Here is an 18,938-nt window from a genome sequence, read left to right on the forward strand (position 1 = left end):
CGCACACGGCTTCGGCCCGACGCGCGGGCAAGTGAGCCGTTTCGACAGCTTCGGGGAGATTCAGCACTTGATGTCACGATATAGGCGAAAGAGACCATTCGGCATGTGGTCCGATCGCGAGGGGGCCGGGGCGGTATGGGCCACCCCAGCTTCCCCGTGCTGCGGAGGGTGATCGGGCGCAGGACGGAGAGACCGTGTCCGGATGGGCCATTCCGGAAACCCCCACCTCCGTGAGCATGGTCGGTCTGGCCCGCGCATCCTGCGGGCGCAGGGTGTCCCTCGCGTGCGCTGGGCGGTGCTCGCCGAGGGCGTCCATGACGCCGATGACCGTGCGTGCGACGGAGCCCTGGCATCGGGCGGGCTCAGACCGAAGCGGGGATGGTCCGTGCTGATGACCCGGTGGTCTGCGGCCAGCTGGTCGCAAACGCCTGCCGGCCCTCCAGGCTCCGGCCCATGCCGTGCAGCTGCGGAACCGGCATGGGGTGCATGTCCTTCAGTTGGTCGACGGCGGCGCGCAGCGGGGAGACGGCGATCCGCTGTCGCGTGACGCGACGAACTCACGGACCGCCCTCAGAGCCTGTCGGGTGGCTGGTTGATTACGCTGCGATGAGGTCTTCGACGGTCTTGGTTCGGGCGGTCTTGCGGTGGGATTCGTGGCTCCACCGCGTTGGCTGCCCGGCGAGCCGGACGAGCATCAGGCGGATCATCGCCACCTTGATCATGGCCTCGGAGGTCGCGGTCAGCCGTTCGTAATCGCGGGCCAGTCGGCGGTTGCGGACCAGCCAGCCGAAACTTCGCTCCACCACCCAGCGGCGGGGCAGGACCTTGAAACCCTTGACGTCGTCGGTCCGCTTCACGATCTGGACGACGATGTCCAGCGCGTTGCGAGCCCATGAAAGCAGCGTGGAATCAACAGAGTTGGCGTATCCGCCGTCGGCCCACACCAGACTGACTGTGCGGAAGCCGGCGGCGAGCCGGGCCAGGACGGTGCGGCCTCCTGCGCGGTCCTGCACGGACGCGGAGGTGACGGTGACGACCAGCAGCAGGCCCATCGTGTCGACGATCAGATGTCTCTTCCGCCCCGTCGTTCGTTTGCCCGCGTCGAATCCACGCGCCTCGCCGCCCTCGCTGGTTTTGACCGACTGGGCGTCGATCACGGCGGCTGACGGCTCGGGATCGCGTCCGGCCCCGATCCGGACCTGACGGCGCAGCTCGTCGTGGACGCGGTCCCAGGTGCCGTCCCGGCGCCACTTGGTGAACCAGCGGTGGGCCGCGTCCCAGGGCATCAGGTCGCGCGGGAGCATCCGCCACTGGCAGCCCGAGCGCAGCACGTAGAAGATTGAGTCGAGCACCAGCCGATCCGGGTACTTGCGCACCCCGCCGCCTTTCCGCAGGTCACGCATGGGAAGGAGCGGCTGGATGATCTCCCACATCTCATCGGTCAGGCTGGACGGATAGCATGGGCCGCTGACGGCCTCGGAGTTGTCGCACTGGCACACACCACGTGATCATTCCGGGGCCGTCGCCATGCCCAGAGGGCAGATCGCGGCCGTCACGCTTCGCGCATGATCAGCCACCCGACAGGCTCTCAGCGGCACGACCAAGTGGCACGGCTGGCGCAGGCGGGCGGGCAGGCGGGCAGGCGGGCGGGCGGGCAGGCGGGCAGGCGGGCAGGCGGGCAGGCGGGCCATCTTGACAACGAGTCTGCGTTCACGATCGACCACACCGTTTGCCGCCCGTCAGGACGGCCGGGCAACGCGCCGCGCCACCTCCACCTCCTGGCCCCGGTTCCGCTCGCCCGCCCGCGCCTGCACGCCCCGGCGGCTTCCCCGCATCACTCCGGCACGGCTGAAGCCCGCACCATCACACAGTCGAACTCCACCACCCGTCCCGTGGACTGCTCCCGCGTGACGGGGTACATGCCGGTGACCTCGAAACCGTGGCTCTCGTACTCGGCGATGGACTCGTTCATGCGCGGGCTGCCCTCGTACAACCGCAGCAGGGCGACCTCCGACTGCATTCCGACGAACTCCTGGGTCCGTTCACCGGCGCCCGCGAAGACCTCCAGGTCGTACCCCTGGGTGTCCATCTTCAGATAGGGGCGCGGGTCGTCGATGTCGGCCAGTGCCTTGTCCATCACCCCGTCGAGACGGCGGATCTCGATCTCCTCCGTCTGCGACTTGGCGAACCGGAGATAGCGGTCGCGGCCATAATCGCTCGGCGACAGCAGGGAGTTCATGGTGTTCCAGCCCGTGTGTATGGACTTGGTCTCGTCCTTGCGGCCCAGCCCGAACGGATACACCCACCAGTCCGGGTCCCCTTCCGCCGCCTTCTCCAGCTTGGCGAAAGCGGCGGCCGTGGGTTCGAACGAGACGATACGGCCGGTATAGCCGTCCCGGCGCAGCCGGCGTGCGTACTGGCCGGCGTTGGCGCCCACATCGAAGACGCAGTTCACCTCGTACCGCGCAAGCAGCGCGGCCACGTGGTGACCACACAGAAAGGCCGTTGCGAAGATCACCGACGACGAGGATGAGTTGCTGGCGTTCCACGATTTCCCGGCCGGGCGCTGGATGCACCTGCGGACCACCGACCCCGTCGAGTCGGCCTTCGCCACCATCCGACTGCGGACCAAGGTATCCAAGGGCGCCGACACAAGGACGGCTGCCCTGGCCATGGCGATCAAACTCGCCGAGTCCGCCCAGAACCGGTGGCGCGCGGCGAACGCGCCCCACCTGGTCGCCCTGGTCCTGGCCGACGCCCCCGTCGAACGTGGCCACCTGTCCGAACCCACCCCGGCGGTGGCGGCATGACCCAGCCGCGCGGCGGGATGCTGCACCACGTCGAGATCTGGGTGCCCGACCTCCACCGGGCCGTCGTCTCCTTCGGCTGGCTGCTGGAGTCCCTGGGCTACACGCCATTCCAGCACTGGAGCAACGGCCGCAGCTGGCGGCTCGGAGCCACCTACCTGGTCTTCGAGCAGTCCCCGGCCCTCACCACCGGCGAGCACGACCGATGCCGACCTGGGCTGAACCATCTGGCGTTCCACGTCAAGGATCCCCGCACCGTGGAATCGCTGGCCGCCGAGGCCCCGCGGCACGGCTGGAGCCTGATGTTCCCCGAACGCCACCCGCACGCCGGCGGCGAACAGACCCATGCCGCCTACCTGGAGAACACCGACGGCTTCGAGATCGAACTCGTCGCCATCAAGCCATCCGAACCGGACTGACGACGATCACGCCGCCCGCAGGCCTTGGCGACAACTCCTCCGGAGGCCTCGACCACTGAGCTGGGGCCGTCGAGCATCTCCAGCGCACGCGCCATTGCCTCGGCGTACATGCGGCAGCGGCCAGTAGAGGGCGCGCAGATTGGCCTCTTGAGGAGTACCGGAACAGTCAGTGCCGACAGCGATCAGCCAGCGGTGAGCGTGCGGGGACGCGGTCAGAGAGCTGGAGTTCCTACACGTCAGGAACGCGGCCGTCAGAGGTCGACAGGACAACCGGGAGGTCTACAGGCCGGCTTGCTGCCGCTCGGGAGGCAAAGCGGCTTCCGATAGGTTCGATCACATCCCGTTGGAGAACAGACCTACGCGTGAGGGAGCTCGCATGGCCTCTATCCACCACACCACCATGACGCCCACCAAGCTGGAATTGCTCACCGGCTGGCTGCCGAAGCAGAGCTGGTACGTGGGCGGCGCAGAAACACCGGAACTGGTCAAGGCCGGTGGGTTCCGTCTGGACGATCCGGTGGGCGCGGTCGGAATCGAGTTCATGGTCGTGTCGGACGCCGGCGCGCAGGAGCCGGTGGCGTATCTGGTGCCGATGGGCTACCGCGATGCGGCGCTGGAAGGCGTCCCCGCCGAGGCGTTGATCGGCACCTCCGAGCATGGCGTGCTCGGCACCCGGTGGATCTACGATGGCGTCCACGACCCGGTCGTGATGGCGCAGTTGCGCGCCCTCCTGCGCGGTGAGGCGACGCCACAGCACCAGAGCAAGAGCGACACCCCTGACCCGACCGTCACCGTGCACGGAACTGGCCCTGGCGACGGGCTTGACGTTCAGGTCAACCGCGTCCTGCGGCCGACGGAGGTTGCGCAGAGGTCGTCCGGATACGTCGTCGCCGGGTGGACCTGGCCGAACGGAACTGCCGCGCGGGGAGTACTCGCGGCCGTCACGCCGCGGTGAGAGCCCGCGCGGACAGTGAGCGTGCGGGCCCACGGCAACCGCCTCTCCTTCGCTGCCACTGATCGTACCGACACAGGCATGGTCGGGCAGCAGGTCCATGGAGGGCACGATGGTGACGAAGGTAGCGGATGCCCCGTTCGCCGCCCTCCCTGTCTTCTCCCATGCGGGCATCCCGCCCATCGCGACGGCTTTATTCCTTCCTGAACATGGCGGGGTAGAGCTTGAAGCATGGAACGCGTCAGGGCCGCACCCGGGATTCGGGTGCGGCCCATTTATGCGGTGCAACTGGGCTACGGTCCGTTCTCCGAGGGATGGGGGCGTCGACCTCCCACGCCAGCCGGTCCGCCTCGCCGGACCTCGGCCCGCCGACCTGGGCGACCGTCACCAGCAAGCGCAGCACATCCTGCGCCTCCTTGACGGCGAGCGAGCCGCCACCGCCCTCGCCCAGGCCCAGGCCCAGGCCCAGCACACCACGCTGCCTGGCCAGGAGACCGCCGCACGCATCACCGAGGGTCTCGCTCAACAAGTCCTGGACCTGGACGAGTGCCTCAGCCGACTGAGCCGAGATCCTGGCCCGGATCGAAGCGGTCACCACGAGGACAAAGCCTTGATCTCTACTGCCGGGTTTGACGCACCGCCGGCCTACGCCGCCGCGCCAAAGCCGGCGGACCAAGCCTCAGTGGTAACGGAGGGTGACGTGAAGTCCACATGGGGTCGACCGGACGCTGGACCGGATACGGCGGGTTCTCAGGCCAGATGAAATCAGCGAAATGATTCGGACTAGTATCGATTCGACGGATGTAGATCTCTGCCCGTTCACATCCGATCACATGTGGCCCAGCAGGTACCCCAGCGGTGAGCGGAGGCGACAGTTGGCCGTAATGAATGCCGGGGGCGGCGATGCGGACAACACCGGCCCGTTCATGCCAAGTGCCCCCCATCCGCCGCACCAGCCGCAGGGCGTGCGGGCCATACAGACTGTGCGGTCGTTGGAGCGACGCCGTACGCGGCTACAGCTGCTCGACGCCGTGGCCGAGGACCGGCACGATGTCGAGGTTCTGCTGACCGCGCTCCAGCAGGCGGTGGCCGAGGTGCACGGCTTGGGCGGCATGGTGCATCTTCCGGGCGGCGGCATGAGCGGCATCCTCTACCTGGTCGCCAGCAGTGGCCTGCCCGAGTCGATGACCCGGCCCTGGCTGATCATCCCGGTACGGGGCGCGGCACCGCCCAGCAGGGCCGCCCACAAAGACACCATCACCTGGGCGCCCGAGCTGGCTCCGCCCGACCCGGTGCCCGGCCGGGACCCCGCCGCCCTGTGGCCTTCCCGGCTCCCCGCCGGCATCGGTCATCTGGCCGTCCCCATTCCCGGCCGTGGCCGGCGCCGCGGTGCGCTCTCCGTCCTCTTCGCACCAGGCGCCGAGCCCGGCACGGCGGACGGCGCGTTTCTGAACGAGGTGGCGGCCTGGATGTCCGGGAGGCTCAGGTCGTCCGGGATCCTCAATCCCTCCCCCACCCTGCTGCGCACCCTGGAGAACGGGCCGGGACCGCGGGAGGCCCTCACGCCGGACGTGGCAGGGATGCCCACCCTCACGTACACCTGGGACCTGCGCACCGGCGAGCTGACCTGCGACCAGCCCGTCGAGGAGGTGCTGGCCGGCATCGATCCGGAGGTGATGAGCGGCGGAATCGAGGCGTGGGCAGCGCTGATTCACCCGGACGACCTGCCAGGGGCGGTAGCCGGCTTCGACGCGGGCATTCAGCTGCGCGGCGGCTTCCAGAACGAGTACCGGATCCGACGCCAGAACGGCACATACCTCTGGATCGAGGCCAGTGCCAGGACGATCACTGACGAAGACGGAACACCGGTGAAGGTGATCGGCACCCTCCGGGACAGCAGCGAAACGCACGCCGCCGCCGAGTCGGTGGGGCGGGCTCTGCGACACATGAGTGACGGCTTCGTCTCCCTCGACACGGACTGGCGCATCGGATTTCTCAATCAGGCCGCCGAGCGGCTCTTCGGCGCCGCGGAGGATGTGGCCGGAGCCGTGCTCTGGAACGTTCCCGCGGTACGTGCCGTGGCGGGGCTGGAGCAACGGTGCCGGGCCACGGCGGCCGAGGGGCAGCCGGCCGGATTCGACGTGCAGTGGCCGGACAGAACGTCCTGGTACCACCTCCGGCTGGTGCCGGCGCCGGAAGGCCTCACGCTCTACATCACGGACACTACCGAGCGGCATCTGCGGGAGGCCGATCGGGCCGCCGCGGAGCACGCGGCTGCGGAGCGGGCGGCCGTGGTGCAGCGCATCACGCGGGAGCTGGCCGAGGCTGTCACGGCCCAGGACGTGATGGCGGCGGTGGCCGACGGTGTCATGACACCCGTCGGGGCCGCCGGACTCATCATGCTCGGCGTCGTCGGCGACCGGCTGAACGTGATCGGCTCCCGGGGATACTCGGAGCGCTTCATTCGGTTGCTGGACGGGCAGTGGACAGCGATGGACGCGACGAACCCGGTAGGCGACGCCATGCGCTCCCGCACCCCGCTCTACATCTCCTCCCCGGAGGAGATGCTGCAGCGTTACCCCGAGACCGAGATGCTGATCCGGGAGGGCGGCAAGCAGGCGTGGGCCCTTCTGCCGCTGGCGGTATCGGGGCGCGGGATCGGCGCGGCGGTCATCGCCTTCGGCGGACCGCGAGTGCTGGACGAAGACGAACAAACGCTGCTGACTGCGCTCAGCGGACTGATCGCGCAGGCCCTGGAGCGAGCCGGGCTCTACGACGAGGCCACGACCCGGGCCCGTACCCTCCAGCGCAGCCTGCTGCCGCAGGCCCTGCCCACGTTGCCCGAGGTGACGGCGGCGGCGCACTACCAGCCGGCCAAGCAGGGAGCCGACGTCGGCGGCGACTGGTACGACGTGATCCCGCTCTCCGCGGCCCGGGTGGCACTCGTGATCGGCGACGTCATGGGCCACGGTATGGCCGAGGCCGCCACCATGGGCGCGCTCCGGACGGCCGTCCGCACCCTCTCGGAGCTGGAGTTGCCACCCGACGAAATCCTCGGCCACCTCAACGACATCGTCGGCGAGCTGGGCACCGATGCCTTCGCGACCTGCCTGTACGGCATCTACGACCCGGTGACCCGGCGCCTGTCGTACGCCAGCGCCGGTCAGCCGCCCCCGGCGGTGGCCCACCCCGACGGCACCGTCACCTTCCTTTCCATGACCCCGGACCCGCCGCTGGGGGTGGCCGCTCCACCCTTCGAAATCCTCGAGACCCTCCTGCCCGCCGAGAGCCTGCTCGCCCTCTACAGCGACGGCCTGGTCGAGAGCAAGGACAGGGACGTCACCACCGGCATGAGTCGCCTCGCCGAACTCCTCTCTCAATCCCTGAACGCCATGCCGACGTCACCGGCGGACGCGTCCGACCTGGACGCCCTCTGCGCCACCCTCACCTCCGCGCTCCTCCCTGACCACGGCACGCTGATCGACGACGCCGCCCTGCTGCTGGCCTGCACCCACCCGCTGGACGCGGAGAACGTCGCCGAGTGGCCGTTGCCGGAGGACCCGGTGGCGGCGGGCCAGGCCCGCGAACTGGTCCGCGCCCAGCTCGCCCACTGGGACCTGACCGATGAGGACCTGATCATGACCACCGAACTTGTGGTCAGCGAACTCGTCGGGAACGTCATCCGGCACGCCTCCGGCCCCATTCGACTGCGCATGCTTCGCAGTCGCGTGCTGATCTGCGAGGTTTCCGACACCAGCCTGACAACGCCGCACATCCGCCAGACGTCCGCCACCGACGAGGACGGCCGCGGCCTACAGCTCATCTCCGCACTCTGCCAGCGCTGGGGCACCCGCCACACCCGCACCGGCAAGTCCATCTGGACCGAACAACCCCTACCCACTACCTCAGCTTGACTCTTGACCTCGCACGTCACCCGACCTGCTGAGATCTACGATTTCCGGAGGCAGGCGACACCGCCGTCCGCCACTAACCGAGCGTGAAGGAACGGCCGCTGAAGCTGCCGCGCTGATCGACTCGCAGCGATGCTGGAGCAGTACGCGGCCACTCCAGACAGATACCTGTGGTTCGCGGGCGATTGATGCTCAAGGTCGGCTGCTGAGGCAGGGGCGAGCCGACGGGCCGTCATCGATCATGTCCCTGCCGCACACCGGTACAAGCGATCAGGCTGCTGCCGTCTTCGCTGAGGAACAGCATGAACACCCAGGACCCATCGTGCGATCTGATCCGCCCCAGGCGCACCGCTTGTTGACGCCGGCCCAGCAGTTCTACCGTGCGTTCGAGGCCGATGGTCTCGATGCCCTTCCGGCGGGTGTGCCGGAGTCGGCACTCATAGATATGAGCGAGCGACTCAGCGGACGTAGTCCCGTCCCAGACGACATGAGAACCGCCGCTGCTGAGCGCAGCCAGGGCGGACGAGGACGCCTCGTCTTCGCCGACCAGCAGCCGTTCGAGCGATTCCCGCTCCATGCCGTCACGCCCCCAAGAATCCTGCTGTACAGCAAGCCGTCATCAACCACGCGTTGTGAGCACCTGAAGGATCAGCGTTACCCCTTGGCGCCATTCGATGGCGTCGCTGCTGTTCACCCAGCCCTCCGTCAATTCGGACCCGTCTCCGAGTACACGGCGAAGGGCCTGTGCCGCCAGTGCGCGCAGTGAGGCCGGCAACTGCGGCAGAGGGATCTCTGGCCCGTCCTCGGAGTCGATCACGGAACCGCCGCCGGGGACCTGTGCGGCGATCAGGGCAGCGGCCGCAACAGCTTCCGCTCCGTCGCCACCATCCACCCGCGGACCGGAATGCACTACCCGTTTGAGGGCCTGCTGCAGCGCATCGGCAATCTCGTGAGATGAGCGAGCACTCAGCCCGTCGACGAAGTCTCCTGCCAGGTCACTGTCGAACGGCCCAGTCCCCCACGTGCCCATGCCTCGCTCCCATACATAGCTGGTCTTGGACAGCGGGAAGCATGTCACTCTCCACCGTCGGTTGGCAGACCAACCGGCATGCGGAGCAATGCACGCCTTGCGTGCCCGTTCCGGGGGGAGCGGCGGAGGCGGGCGCACAAGGTCAGTGCGTCGCTCCGGAGTACGGACCCAGGTACTTCAGATGGCCGCTCGGCTCGCATTGGTACAGCTTGTCCCCGCGAATCACCAATCCGCCGAACGCACAATCGCCTGTTGCCGTCGGGCTAGCGTAGTACCCAGGCGGGACTGTGAAGTACTGACCAGTAATAGCGTCTGCAGGGTCGGTGGGATGAGGCTGCTGAGGGTCCCCTCGTAGCGTGGAGTCCGTGATACCAGGGGAAGTTGAGGTTCATGGGGTCCAAGCAACAGAGGTACGACGCTGAGTTCCGTGAGGGTGCTGTACGCATCGTGATCGAGACGGGGAAGCCGATCCCTAAGGTCGCCGAGGAACTCGGGGTCCATCCCGGCACGCTGCACAGCTGGGTCTCGCGGTGGCGCCGCAACGGCTCGGCTTCCTCCGACCGGCCCGCGCCGGCCGAGGCGAGTGGTCGGCTGCGGGAGGCCGAACGCGCCGAGCTGGAGCGGTTGCGGCGGGAGATGGGCGAGAAGAACAAGCGCATCCGCGAGCTGGAGATGGAGCGTGATGTCTTCAAACGCTGCATGGCCTTGTGGGTGAAGTAGCTGCTGCGGACCCGGCCCAGGTGGCCAGGATGATCAGCGACTGCAAGGCCGGGCAGAACATTCCGCACAACCTCGCGTGCCGTGTGCTGGGCGTGTCGGAGTCGTGGTTCTACAAGTGGCGGGATCGACCCGTCACCGCGCGCGAGGTGCGGCGTGAGGAACTGGCCGACGCGATCAAGCACATCTTCGACGCCTCGGGCGGCACCTACGGCTCCCCGAAGATCTGGATCACGCTCATACGGGAGGGATGGCGGGTATCGGTGAACACCGTCGCCAAGCTCATGGCCGAACTCGGCCTGGCCGGACGCAAGATACGCCGCAGGCGTGGGCTCACCCGTCCCGGCAGGCGGGCCGCGGCCCCGGACTTCGTGCGCCGTGACTTCACCGCCGACGCACCCGATCAGGTCTGGGCGGGCGACATGACGGAGATCGTCACGAGCGAGGGGAAGCTCTACCTGGCCACCGTGATCGATCTGTTCTCGCGCCGCCTGCTCGGCTACGCGATGAGCGCCCGCCATGATGCCGAACTCGTCGTGGCCTCCCTGCACATGGCCGCCGCCACCCGAGGCGGCGACGTCAAGGGCGTGATCTTTCACAGCGACAGGGGTTCGGAATACGTCTCTCGCCGGTTCAAGCGGGCCTGCCGCCGCCTGGGCGTGACCCAGTCCATGGGCCGGGTCGGCTCGTGTTTCGACAATGCCGTCAGCGAGGCGTTCAACAGCGTGCTCAAGGTCGAGTACGTTCACCGGCACACCTTCGCCACCCGCACCGAGGCCCGACTGAAGATCGCCACGTGGATCACCGGGTTCTACAACACCCATCGGCTACACAGCGTGTGCGGCTACCGCAGTCCGATCGACTACGAACACGACCACCGGGCTAACTCCGTCCTGGAGCTGGCCGCTTAGCAGGCCTCCACAGTTCGAGGGGATTGACACTGCTGAACGTCGGAGGCAGCAGAAGGAATCGGCGATGCCGAAGGTCCCTGGTCATCCGAGCTGGAAGCGCAGCTTGAGAGGACACAAGCAAACGTCAGCATCGACAACGCGCGCGCCGATCTTCTTATCCCGTCGGTCATGCGAGGACACTAATGGTCCGTCGAGGCCGAGATCACTCCAGCCCGTCAAGGTCGGACCCGCTCCGGGCCCTGCGGGGCATACCGCACCCAGGCCTCCTGGAGGTCCAGCACCAATCGGTAGACGTGCTCAGCAACAGTGCCGGCATCAGCACTCGCTGCCCGCTGAGGTGAACGTCGTACCCGGCACCGGTCGTCGCGCAGCCATCCCTCGACCGGTAACGCTGGAGGAGCCAACGTCCTTGGTGGACTTCACCGGGGCGGCCAGGACGCTGACGGCAAGCGTGGTCTCATTCTCATTCGCACCCCTGCGAGCGCGTCCGGATCGAACACGACTCGATACGCGCCATAGCGGCAACGGCGGCCGAAGCGCACGCCCGGGGTCTGCCGGGCGCGCCCTTCCCTCTACTCAGGTCCGGTACCGGTAGAGAATCCGCCCGCGGGTCAGGTCATACGGGCTGAGCTCCACGAGCACGCGGTCGAACGGGAGGATCTTGATGTAATTCTTCCGGATCTTCCCGCTGATGTGCGCGAGCACGTGGTGCCCGTTCTGCAGCTCCACCTTGAAGATGGCATTGCGCAGGCATTCGAGGACGGTGCCCTCGACTTCCAGTCCCTTTGCTGTTCTTGCCAATGTCTCTCGCTTCTGGGATCGGTGAGTTGGGTGGGGTCGGTTGGTTCGTTTCGGTGCGTGAGCAGCCATCAGCGGCGCACCAGTTCCAGGTAGCTGCTCGATCGCCGGGCACCGACGCCCTCGACCAGCGCTGTCGCCGCGGCGTTGGATTCGTCCACCTCAGCCCAGGCGGAATCGATCCCGTCCCGGTGCAGCCCGCCCAACGCATGGGCCAGCAGCGCCCGTCCGATGCCGTGTCGGCGCTGATCGGCCCGTATCGCGATCAGCCCGATCCGCACTCGGCGGCGCACCGGCACAACCCGGACCAGACCGACGTACTCAGCGTTCCGGACCGCCACCGCGTACTTCGCCGGGTCCACCAGCGTGGACCCGGCCGGGCCGGCCAGCACCTCGGCCGGCATGGTGCGCCAACCGACGGTGGCTTCGACTTCCTCGCGAATCGCACGGTCCAACGCGCGCAGCAGGCTCTCGTCCGCCTCGCCGGCGGCCAGGATCGCCACACCCGCCGGGAGTTGCAGTGCGCCGAGCCCGGTTTCGCTCGAGTCGGTGGGCAGGACGTACTCCCACTCACGGCGTCCGACATTGAAGGCTCCCCTCCCTGAAGGGAGGGGATTCTCCACCTTCCAGGGTTGAGCGGGGATGTACGGCTCAGGCCGCCTCTTGGTCCAGCGGACCAGGTGGTCTTACGCCCTCGACACCGTCCGGGTTCCAACCTGCCCGGACCAGCATCACGCGGGCGGAGTTCTTGTCCCTGGGGGACACGGCTCCGCACACGGTGCAGGCATACGTTCTCATCGAGAGAGGGAGTGCGTGCTTGGTTCTCGCCCCGCACGTTGCGCAGTCCATCGTGGTGTGCGCCGGGTGCACCAGACGGACGTCCCGTGCGTGCTTGCGGCCCATCTCGATCAGGGCACGCTTCGTCGCCGCGATGGCCGCGTCGGCCGCCTTGCGGGCCATGGTGGTCTTCGCGAGGAACTTCGGGCGGAAGTCCTCCACCGCCACTCCGTCATGATCGCGCATGACGGCCTTGGCCCACTTGCGGCCGGTGTCCTCACGCTGCCGCGCGATCTTCCTGTGCAGCTTCGCTGCCTGTGCCTGCGCCTTCCGGTAGCCGGTGGATGCACGCTGTCCTTTCGGTCGCCGGCGCCGGGCCATCATCCGCTGGTACTTCGCGAGCCGCTGAGCGGACCGCTCGCCGTGTTCGGCATGCGGAAGGTCGTAGGCGTCATCCGTGGTGGTCGCGGTCTCCTTCACACCCCAGTCCACGCCCAGGACGTGGCCGGTCTCCACAAGCGGCTCGACCTGGGCCGGGGCGACGAAGGAGGCGTACCAATGTCCGAGCGTGTCCTGGTACACGCGCACGCTCGACGGGTCGGCCGGAAGAGCCCGCGACCACACCACGCTCAGCACGATCTGGCCCGCAAGGTGCAGACGGCCCTCCTTGAGGCGGAAGCCGCGCCGGGTGTAGTTCAGCGACGGTCGGCTGTCACGCTTGCGCTTGAAGCGGGGCATCCCCGCCCGGCGGTGCTGCGCAAGCCCGTCCTTGACGTCCTTCAGCGCCTTCGCCCTCGACCTGGCGAACTCCCGGATCACCTGCTGCTGCGGCACGCTCGCGCCCTCAGCCAGCCACGCTGTCACCCCGCGGGCGTCGGTCAGCATCCTGTCCAGCTGCGCCGGACCACACGTCAACTTCTCGCCGCCCGCTCTGCTCTGCGCGTGGGCCTGCCGGGACTTGGCCACGCATTCATTCCAGATCCAGCGGCAGCGATCCCACTCGGCTTCGAGTGCGCGCCGGGCTGTCTTCGACAGGCGTACACGGAAGGTGTACCGGGCATGCCCGGTGTCCTTCGTGGTCGCTTCTGTCGTCATGCATCCGAACCTACCTGGGAGGACTGACAGTTGAGAGTTCTTGACCATTGTGGGCGGCATCACGGCCGTGCGGGGTGGACGCCGGATCGCCCTGACGGCGATCCGGCTGTCCCTGCCCTGCTCCGCAGGAGTCCGATTCCTCCCCGGCCTGAAGGCCGGGGCATCCTCGGAGAAAGCCGGTGAACCCAGGGTGGCTCGCGCCACGGCGGATTTCAGGTGTCCTCTCCCTTTGGCGGGATCAAATGGGGGGAGCGGGCCCCGAGGATGCCGAGAACCTCGTCCAACGCGGGACCGCGAAGCTCCCGGAAGAACTCTGGGTCGATCCGGCCGTCCCGGGCCCAGATCCCCGCAAGCGACTCCGCGCAGAGCTGGGCCAGGACACTGGCGAACCGCTCCCGCCGGAGAATCTTGAAGATCTCCTGTTCCAACCACGGGCCAGAGTGGAACTCCAGGTCCATGGCAGCGTCGAGTTGGTCCCCTTCGGGAGCGTCAGGATCGTTCAGGATGGTGATCAACTGACCCGCGACGATGTCATCCGTATGTGACGCCAACGGGCCGCCGGCAACGGGAGGGTTGGCCCTGGCGATCGGCTCCGGCATCTGCTCGAGGGTGATGTACCTGCCCCTGCCATGGATGACGGCGGAGCGTCCCTCGGATGCATCACGGCCTGGGGAGCATAAGCAGCACGTCGCCTTGCCCGGTTCCACCATGACAGTGGCGGGTCTGCTGGAACGCCGGGCACTCTTCAGCTGCAGGTGATGCAGCCCTGCGGACACCTCGAACCGGAGCGTCTGCCCTCGGGCGATGCTACCTACCTTGGTGCCGTCGACCAGCACTGCATAGCGGCGCAGCGCATCCCGACAGGCGCCCCGGACCCGCGACAAGACAATGGTCCCGTGTTCGGGCGAGGCCTCCTCCGCGTCTGACGGGCCGCCCCCGCCGGCGGCCCGGGAACCTTCGGGTGGTAGGCCGGAGGCAGGGGAAGGAGCCGCGCCCTCCTCATCGTTCACCACATGCCCCCTTCACGCCAACCCTCCTGTGCTGCCAGCGTGTTCAAGCAGCAGCCGTACATCGACCGGCGAGCCACCGACCGACGTGGAGAGCGTATTGGTCGGCGCGGATGCCTGGGTCTACGGCACCACCGGACGACCCGGCTGGCTAGGCTCTGGGCCCATGAGTGAGCAGCAGTGGACGGACCATCCCCGGCTCTGGGCCTGGCTGCAGGAGCAGGAAGAGGCGTTTCCGCAGTGGGCCGACTCCCACCCGGGCGTCTGGGACTTCTCCCCGGATTCGGTCGACCGGCTCGACGCGGTGCTCAGGGCCGAGTTCTCCTCCTGGGAGGACATCAGAGCCGCGCAGCACACCCCTCAGGTGACCGTGCCCGCCTGGTATCTCGGCGAAGTATGCGTGCGTGCCGGGGCGGTATGGAAGTACAACCCCGACTCCCCGGCCGAATCCGATGCATGGGAGGGACCCTTCGTGGGGGTTCCGGGCGATCCCATGGAGGATCCGGACCACGAGGACCTCTACGAAGACGACGACTACCTTCCGGCTGCGATCCCCGTCGCCGAACTGCGCGGCATGTTCGCGAAGAGCCCCCAGTGGCGGCTGCGCAGCGTCGTGGAGGAGTTCGACGAGTGGCGGCTCGGCACGACCGACGGTGTGTGACCAGGAAAGTCCACTGGTGCCGGGTGCGGGTCCAGTCCCATGGCCGAGGAAGACCGGACCATGCCGGTGCGGCGCTGTGGTGCCGCACCGGCATGGCGCGATGGCCGACCTGGACCGCCGCCGTCGTCCACCACAGGTCAGGGCCTGCGGGCCGGGACCTCGGCCGGCGACCGACTCGTCACCAGCCGACGGCGACCAGCAACCACTGCGGGTTGCTGTGGGAGATGAAGGACGACTGCCCCGCCACATCGTCGTAGGGGAAGCCGTAGGCCAAGTGGTTGATGGCGTTGTCGTGCCAGAACCTGGCGTAGTAGTTCGCCGGGGCCGCCTTGTAGTACTGGCTGGGGTCGGCCTGTTGAGAGGCCGGCAGCGTGGCCACATGGCGGTTGAGGGCGGCGCACATGTCGGGGTTGCCGGCCAGGGAGGCGGCGCAGCCGAAGATGTCCGAGGTGGCCGCGTTGACTCCGACGGACTGGGCGTAGGCGGTGAAGTAGCCGGCATCGGCTCCGCCCGCACGGAAATTGGGGGCGCTGCCGGGGGCGATGATGCGGTACGGGGCCTGGGTCTGGGCCAGGGCCTTGAACGGGGCGGGGACCGCGTCGACGAAGCGCTGGAAGGTGACTGAGCGGTCCTCGGCGAAGGTCTGCCGGTCCTCGCCGACCTCGACGTCGTAGCCGTCCTTGGTGTGCAGTCGCATGGCCAGCTTGAGGCCGAAGGCGTCGACGCGCGTGGTGTTGCCGTTGAAGACGTTGTTGCCGACGGTGAACTCGATGAAGTCGTAGTAGGGGCCGTTGGGCGAGCCCAGATAGAAGTACATACGGCCTGCGGAGTTGGCCGGCATGTCGAGGTAGGGCTGCTCGGCGATGGAGTGCACCTGGCCGTTGAAGCTCCAGTAGACCTGACTGTCGGGGTACTTTCCGTTGGTGCGGTTGAGGATCTTCACCTCGACGGCGTTCTGCGCGGGCGGGATGTCACTGGTGCTGCCCCAGAAGTCGTCCGGGGGCGGGGTGCTGCCGCCGGGGCCGTAGACCTCGAACTCCCATAGGGAGTAGCCGTACGGAGTGGCTCTCGCGGTTCCGCTCATGCGTACATAGCGGCCGTTCCCGGCGACGTTCAGGTTCTGCGTGCCGCCGGTGGAGGTGGTCGTGGAGTAGATCGTCGTCCAGTTCCGCGCGTCGGTGGAGGCCTGGATCTGGTAGGCCGTGGCGTATGCAGCTTCCCAGCGAAGGGTGACGCGGGTGAGCTGCTGGACGGAACCGAGGTCCACCTGAAGCCATTGCGGATCGGCGAAGGCCGAGGACCAGCGGGTGCCGGGGTCGCCGTCGACCGCCGCTGCGGCCGGGAAGGCCGCACTCTCGGTCGAGGACGCGGTCGCGGGCCGTCCGCGGGAGAGCAGCTGGTCGTCGGCTCGGGCGGGTGACTGCGCCATCGTGAAGAAGCACGTGGCGAGCAGCGCGAGGATCAGGCAGAGAGCGGTTCGGGACCGTGCGGCGCCGGACAGTGGTCTCGGTATCGGCGCGCGTGACGATGTCCGCATGGGGTCTCCAAAGCGGTGGCTGTCTCTGGGGGATGAAGAACAGCGGTGCTTGAGAGCGCTCTATTCGGGGTTTGTACTCCCCTTGCGTCGCACGGTCAACAACTGAACGCGAAACGAGCGGAGCAGTCGAACCGACGTGCCGCCGGAAGTATTTGCCCTCGTCGCCCCGCTCCCCCGCAACCGTCTTCCGGCCATGTTCGCGCGTCAGATCCTTTGCTCACATGCGGCCGAAGGTGCTGGACCGTGGGGCGACGGCGACTTTGGCTTCTGAGCATCCTCGGCGCATCGGGCGACATGGCGCGTTCACCTCTTGACCGGGCCGGTCCAGACCTTCTGTCCCGGTCGGATCGGCTCCGGCCCCCCGGCGGTGCCGGCCGCGTCGTCGTCGCGTGGACGGTCCCCGGTCGACGCCCCTGCATACGTCCCCGCTCACGCACGGGCAGCGGCACCATGCCCCTTGCCTTCGCCGCACGGGACCGTCGTCCCACCCCGACCCTCGTCACCGGTGTGTGAGGAGTGGTGAGTGGGGTAACCGCCCGTCCGGACGCCTCCACGGGAGGTGGGCCGAGGTGCCTGCAGGGCTGGCACCCGCAGCTTGACCAGCGCCGACGCAACGGCAGCCGCCATCGTTCGCAGTCAGGGAACGACGGGCTGTGCAAGGAGGAGAACCATGAAGAAGCTGATACGGCGTGTGACGACCTCGGGCGTTTGTGCCGTGGTCGTGGCAGGCGCTCTCTTCGCCGCCGACGGCTCCGCGACGGCGGCAACCGCTCAGACGACGGGGCGCACCCCCGCCCGCTCTGTCGCGGACGACGCCGGCCACTGCTCGCACCGCACCGCCCGTCAGGGCATCGATCCCTGGGTGGCGGACCAGCTGGCGATGTTCGACCCGGCGGCCGCGAAGCGCCTGGCGGTCTACGATCCGTGGGTCAAGGACCAACTGGCCCTGTTCACCCCCGCCGCCCGGTAGGCGGAACCGGCCACTGTGAGGGCCTGCCGCGTCGTCGGGCGGGCGACGGCACGCCGCGCAGCAGCGGTGAACCATGCCGTCGAAGAGAAGGTGTCGTTGGTGGTGAGGTCTGCCGCGTTGATCAGGAAAGCTATGAAGAAGAGGACTGCCGAGGCAATGGCCAGCACGATGTCCGCCCTGATGGATGAGTGGGTTGTCGGTTTCTCGTGCGGTGCGAATGCCCCGCTCTCGACGTCCCATTCGGGCCGGAACGGCGTCCTGCGACGTGCGGCGTGAAGCCGCCCGTCTGCCGAGTCGGTAATGATCAGGTGCGCGGCAGCCATCGTGGTGGCGCGGTTGCCCAAAAAGCGGCCCGGGGGCCGAGGGAGCGTCGGTTACGCTCCTCGACCCCCGGATGGGGCGTCAGGGCCGGGACCGGCCATGACGGAGAGTGTGACACGGGGTGTGGGGAACCGCGCCGTCACCGGCGCGCCCGCCGAGGTGGGCTAGCGGCCCTCCTACCAACCGTACGAACCGTTCCAGTCGTTCCAGTCGTTGTTGTGGTGTTTGTTGTGGTGCTTGCGGTGGTGCTTGTTGTGGTGCTTGTTGTGGTGCTTCCGGCTGTTGTCCCAGTCGCGGCCGTAACCCATGTCCCAGCCACGGTCCCGGTTCCAGTCGGCCTGGTAGAGGTAGCCGTCATCGTGGCGGTAGCTGTCCGAGTAGTTGCTCCCGAGGTCTCGGTCGTGGCAGCCGTCGTCGGCGAGGGCCGGCAGGGCCGCCACCCCCACGAGGGCGCCCGATGCCACACACGTGGCAAACAGGCGGACGACATTACGAGAAACAGACATGCTGCTGTCCCTTCACGTGCGTGCACACCCACCCTGGCGGGGCCGGCGTGCCGTTCGAAGTCCCGGCTCGGTGCCGAGGTCCGCAACTCTCGCTCGATCCGGCCACAGCAGATCAATATGACGATTCACGTTACAAAACGCGGACATATCCGTAACGCTCCCGTGCATGGACCACTGAAGTAGCGGGCCCTCCGGTTGGAGTAGTCCGCTTGCGCTCTCCACCACACTGTGATCAGCACACGAGCGGCGGACGGCTCATGGCCCTCCTCGACCGGTCCGCCGCATGGACTCCCCCGGCCGGCCCAACGGCCTCCGTAACAATCAACAGCCCTCGTTCGGAGGACGCGTGACCGAGTAGGTCGCACGCGCGCATCGCATGTCTGCCGCTTCGGCAGCGACACAGAGCCGTGAACGTGCTGGTCAGGGCCGGTGTCGCGCTCCCTCCGGCCGTCGGCCGATGCCGCCGCAACAGGAGATCGGCTGCGCCGAACACCCCTGTCTCCGACCGGCGCGACCGGC

At 68.0% G+C, this 18,938-nt stretch carries 17 protein-coding genes and 2 pseudogenes; 8 read left to right on the top strand and 11 right to left on the bottom strand.

Going from position 1 to position 18,938, the window contains the following annotated elements; genetic code table 11:
• Positions 1-596: 596 nt before the first annotated feature.
• The gene (locus tag ACQEXA_RS04950) at positions 597-1,499 is read right to left on the bottom strand and encodes an IS5 family transposase (RefSeq protein WP_433128283.1); all 903 of its coding nucleotides are present in this window, start codon (positions 1,497-1,499) and stop codon (positions 597-599) included.
• A gap of 335 nt (positions 1,500-1,834) precedes the next feature.
• A complete protein-coding gene (locus ACQEXA_RS04955; RefSeq protein ID WP_432939908.1) occupies positions 1,835-2,617 on the bottom strand; it encodes an FkbM family methyltransferase in 783 nt (260 codons plus the stop codon).
• On the opposite strand from ACQEXA_RS04955, the pseudogene ACQEXA_RS04960 reads away from it, so the two are divergent.
• The 3 genes and pseudogenes from ACQEXA_RS04960 to ACQEXA_RS04970 form a co-directional block, all read left to right on the top strand.
• Positions 2,499-2,810, top strand: a pseudogene (locus ACQEXA_RS04960) (transposase); the annotation flags it as partial. The gene ACQEXA_RS04955 and the pseudogene ACQEXA_RS04960 overlap by 119 nt on opposite strands.
• Positions 2,807-3,226: a VOC family protein gene (locus tag ACQEXA_RS04965; RefSeq protein ID WP_432936851.1), complete on the top strand. Its 420-nt coding sequence runs from the start codon at positions 2,807-2,809 to the stop codon at positions 3,224-3,226. The pseudogene ACQEXA_RS04960 and the gene ACQEXA_RS04965, both read left to right, overlap by 4 nt.
• 376 nt (positions 3,227-3,602) lie before the next feature.
• Entirely contained in the window at positions 3,603-4,181 is a 579-nt protein-coding gene (locus ACQEXA_RS04970; RefSeq protein ID WP_432936849.1) for a maltokinase N-terminal cap-like domain-containing protein, read from the top strand.
• Positions 4,182-4,419: 238 nt separating this feature from the next.
• Here ACQEXA_RS04970 and ACQEXA_RS04975 read toward each other — a convergent pair whose 3' ends face one another.
• Positions 4,420-4,773, bottom strand: coding sequence for a DUF6417 family protein (locus ACQEXA_RS04975; RefSeq protein WP_433128812.1), 354 nt, complete (start codon positions 4,771-4,773; stop codon positions 4,420-4,422).
• 397 nt (positions 4,774-5,170) lie between these two features.
• Here ACQEXA_RS04975 and ACQEXA_RS04980 point away from each other — a divergent pair, with 397 nt between their 5' ends.
• The gene (locus ACQEXA_RS04980; RefSeq protein WP_432936843.1) at positions 5,171-8,092 is read left to right on the top strand and encodes a SpoIIE family protein phosphatase; all 2,922 of its coding nucleotides are present in this window, start codon (positions 5,171-5,173) and stop codon (positions 8,090-8,092) included.
• Positions 8,093-8,321: 229 nt separating this feature from the next.
• Here ACQEXA_RS04980 and ACQEXA_RS04985 read toward each other — a convergent pair whose 3' ends face one another.
• The gene (locus tag ACQEXA_RS04985; protein WP_432936841.1) at positions 8,322-8,666 is read right to left on the bottom strand and encodes a hypothetical protein; all 345 of its coding nucleotides are present in this window, start codon (positions 8,664-8,666) and stop codon (positions 8,322-8,324) included.
• 42 nt (positions 8,667-8,708) lie between these two features.
• Positions 8,709-9,119: a DUF4259 domain-containing protein gene (locus ACQEXA_RS04990; protein WP_432936839.1), complete on the bottom strand. Its 411-nt coding sequence runs from the start codon at positions 9,117-9,119 to the stop codon at positions 8,709-8,711.
• Positions 9,120-9,509: 390 nt separating this feature from the next.
• Between ACQEXA_RS04990 and ACQEXA_RS04995 the strand changes: the two genes are divergently transcribed.
• Together ACQEXA_RS04995 and ACQEXA_RS05000 are read left to right on the top strand one after the other, a co-directional pair.
• Positions 9,510-9,839 (top strand): transposase, encoded by a 330-nt coding sequence (locus ACQEXA_RS04995; RefSeq protein ID WP_432920799.1) that lies wholly within the window; start codon positions 9,510-9,512, stop codon positions 9,837-9,839.
• Positions 9,840-9,868: 29 nt separating this feature from the next.
• The gene (locus ACQEXA_RS05000) at positions 9,869-10,747 is read left to right on the top strand and encodes an IS3 family transposase (RefSeq protein ID WP_433128814.1); all 879 of its coding nucleotides are present in this window, start codon (positions 9,869-9,871) and stop codon (positions 10,745-10,747) included.
• Between the two features lie 576 nt (positions 10,748-11,323).
• Here the strand turns inward: ACQEXA_RS05000 and infA are convergent.
• The 4 genes and pseudogenes from infA to ACQEXA_RS05020 all read right to left on the bottom strand — a co-directional run bounded on the left by infA (position 11,324) and on the right by ACQEXA_RS05020 (position 14,016).
• Positions 11,324-11,548 (bottom strand): translation initiation factor IF-1, encoded by a 225-nt coding sequence (gene infA / locus ACQEXA_RS05005; protein WP_433128816.1) that lies wholly within the window; start codon positions 11,546-11,548, stop codon positions 11,324-11,326.
• A 68-nt stretch (positions 11,549-11,616) separates the two neighbouring features.
• Positions 11,617-12,144: pseudogene (locus tag ACQEXA_RS05010) on the bottom strand (GNAT family N-acetyltransferase); the annotation flags it as partial.
• 52 nt (positions 12,145-12,196) lie between these two features.
• Complete coding sequence (locus ACQEXA_RS05015) at positions 12,197-13,417, bottom strand: RNA-guided endonuclease InsQ/TnpB family protein (protein ID WP_433128818.1); 1,221 nt, start codon at positions 13,415-13,417, stop codon at positions 12,197-12,199.
• A 212-nt stretch (positions 13,418-13,629) separates the two neighbouring features.
• Positions 13,630-14,016 carry a hypothetical protein gene (locus ACQEXA_RS05020; RefSeq protein WP_432936831.1) on the bottom strand — a complete coding sequence of 129 codons (387 nt, stop codon included), beginning with the start codon at positions 14,014-14,016 and terminating at the stop codon, positions 13,630-13,632.
• Between the two features lie 574 nt (positions 14,017-14,590).
• Between ACQEXA_RS05020 and ACQEXA_RS05025 the strand changes: the two genes are divergently transcribed.
• Positions 14,591-15,085, top strand: coding sequence for a hypothetical protein (locus ACQEXA_RS05025; RefSeq protein ID WP_432936824.1), 495 nt, complete (start codon positions 14,591-14,593; stop codon positions 15,083-15,085).
• Positions 15,086-15,263: 178 nt separating this feature from the next.
• Here ACQEXA_RS05025 and ACQEXA_RS05030 read toward each other — a convergent pair whose 3' ends face one another.
• Entirely contained in the window at positions 15,264-16,622 is a 1,359-nt protein-coding gene (locus ACQEXA_RS05030) for a beta-1,3-glucanase family protein (RefSeq protein WP_432936821.1), read from the bottom strand.
• A 670-nt stretch (positions 16,623-17,292) separates the two neighbouring features.
• Here ACQEXA_RS05030 and ACQEXA_RS05035 point away from each other — a divergent pair.
• Positions 17,293-17,592: a hypothetical protein gene (locus tag ACQEXA_RS05035; protein WP_432936818.1), complete on the top strand. Its 300-nt coding sequence runs from the start codon at positions 17,293-17,295 to the stop codon at positions 17,590-17,592.
• A 497-nt stretch (positions 17,593-18,089) separates the two neighbouring features.
• Here ACQEXA_RS05035 and ACQEXA_RS05040 read toward each other — a convergent pair whose 3' ends face one another.
• A complete protein-coding gene (locus ACQEXA_RS05040) occupies positions 18,090-18,419 on the bottom strand; it encodes a hypothetical protein (protein WP_432936816.1) in 330 nt (109 codons plus the stop codon).
• Positions 18,420-18,938: the final 519 nt, after the last annotated feature.

This window comes from Streptomyces sp. CA-106110 (genome assembly GCF_050936285.1).
Classification (GTDB): Bacteria; Actinomycetota; Actinomycetes; order Streptomycetales; family Streptomycetaceae; genus Streptomyces.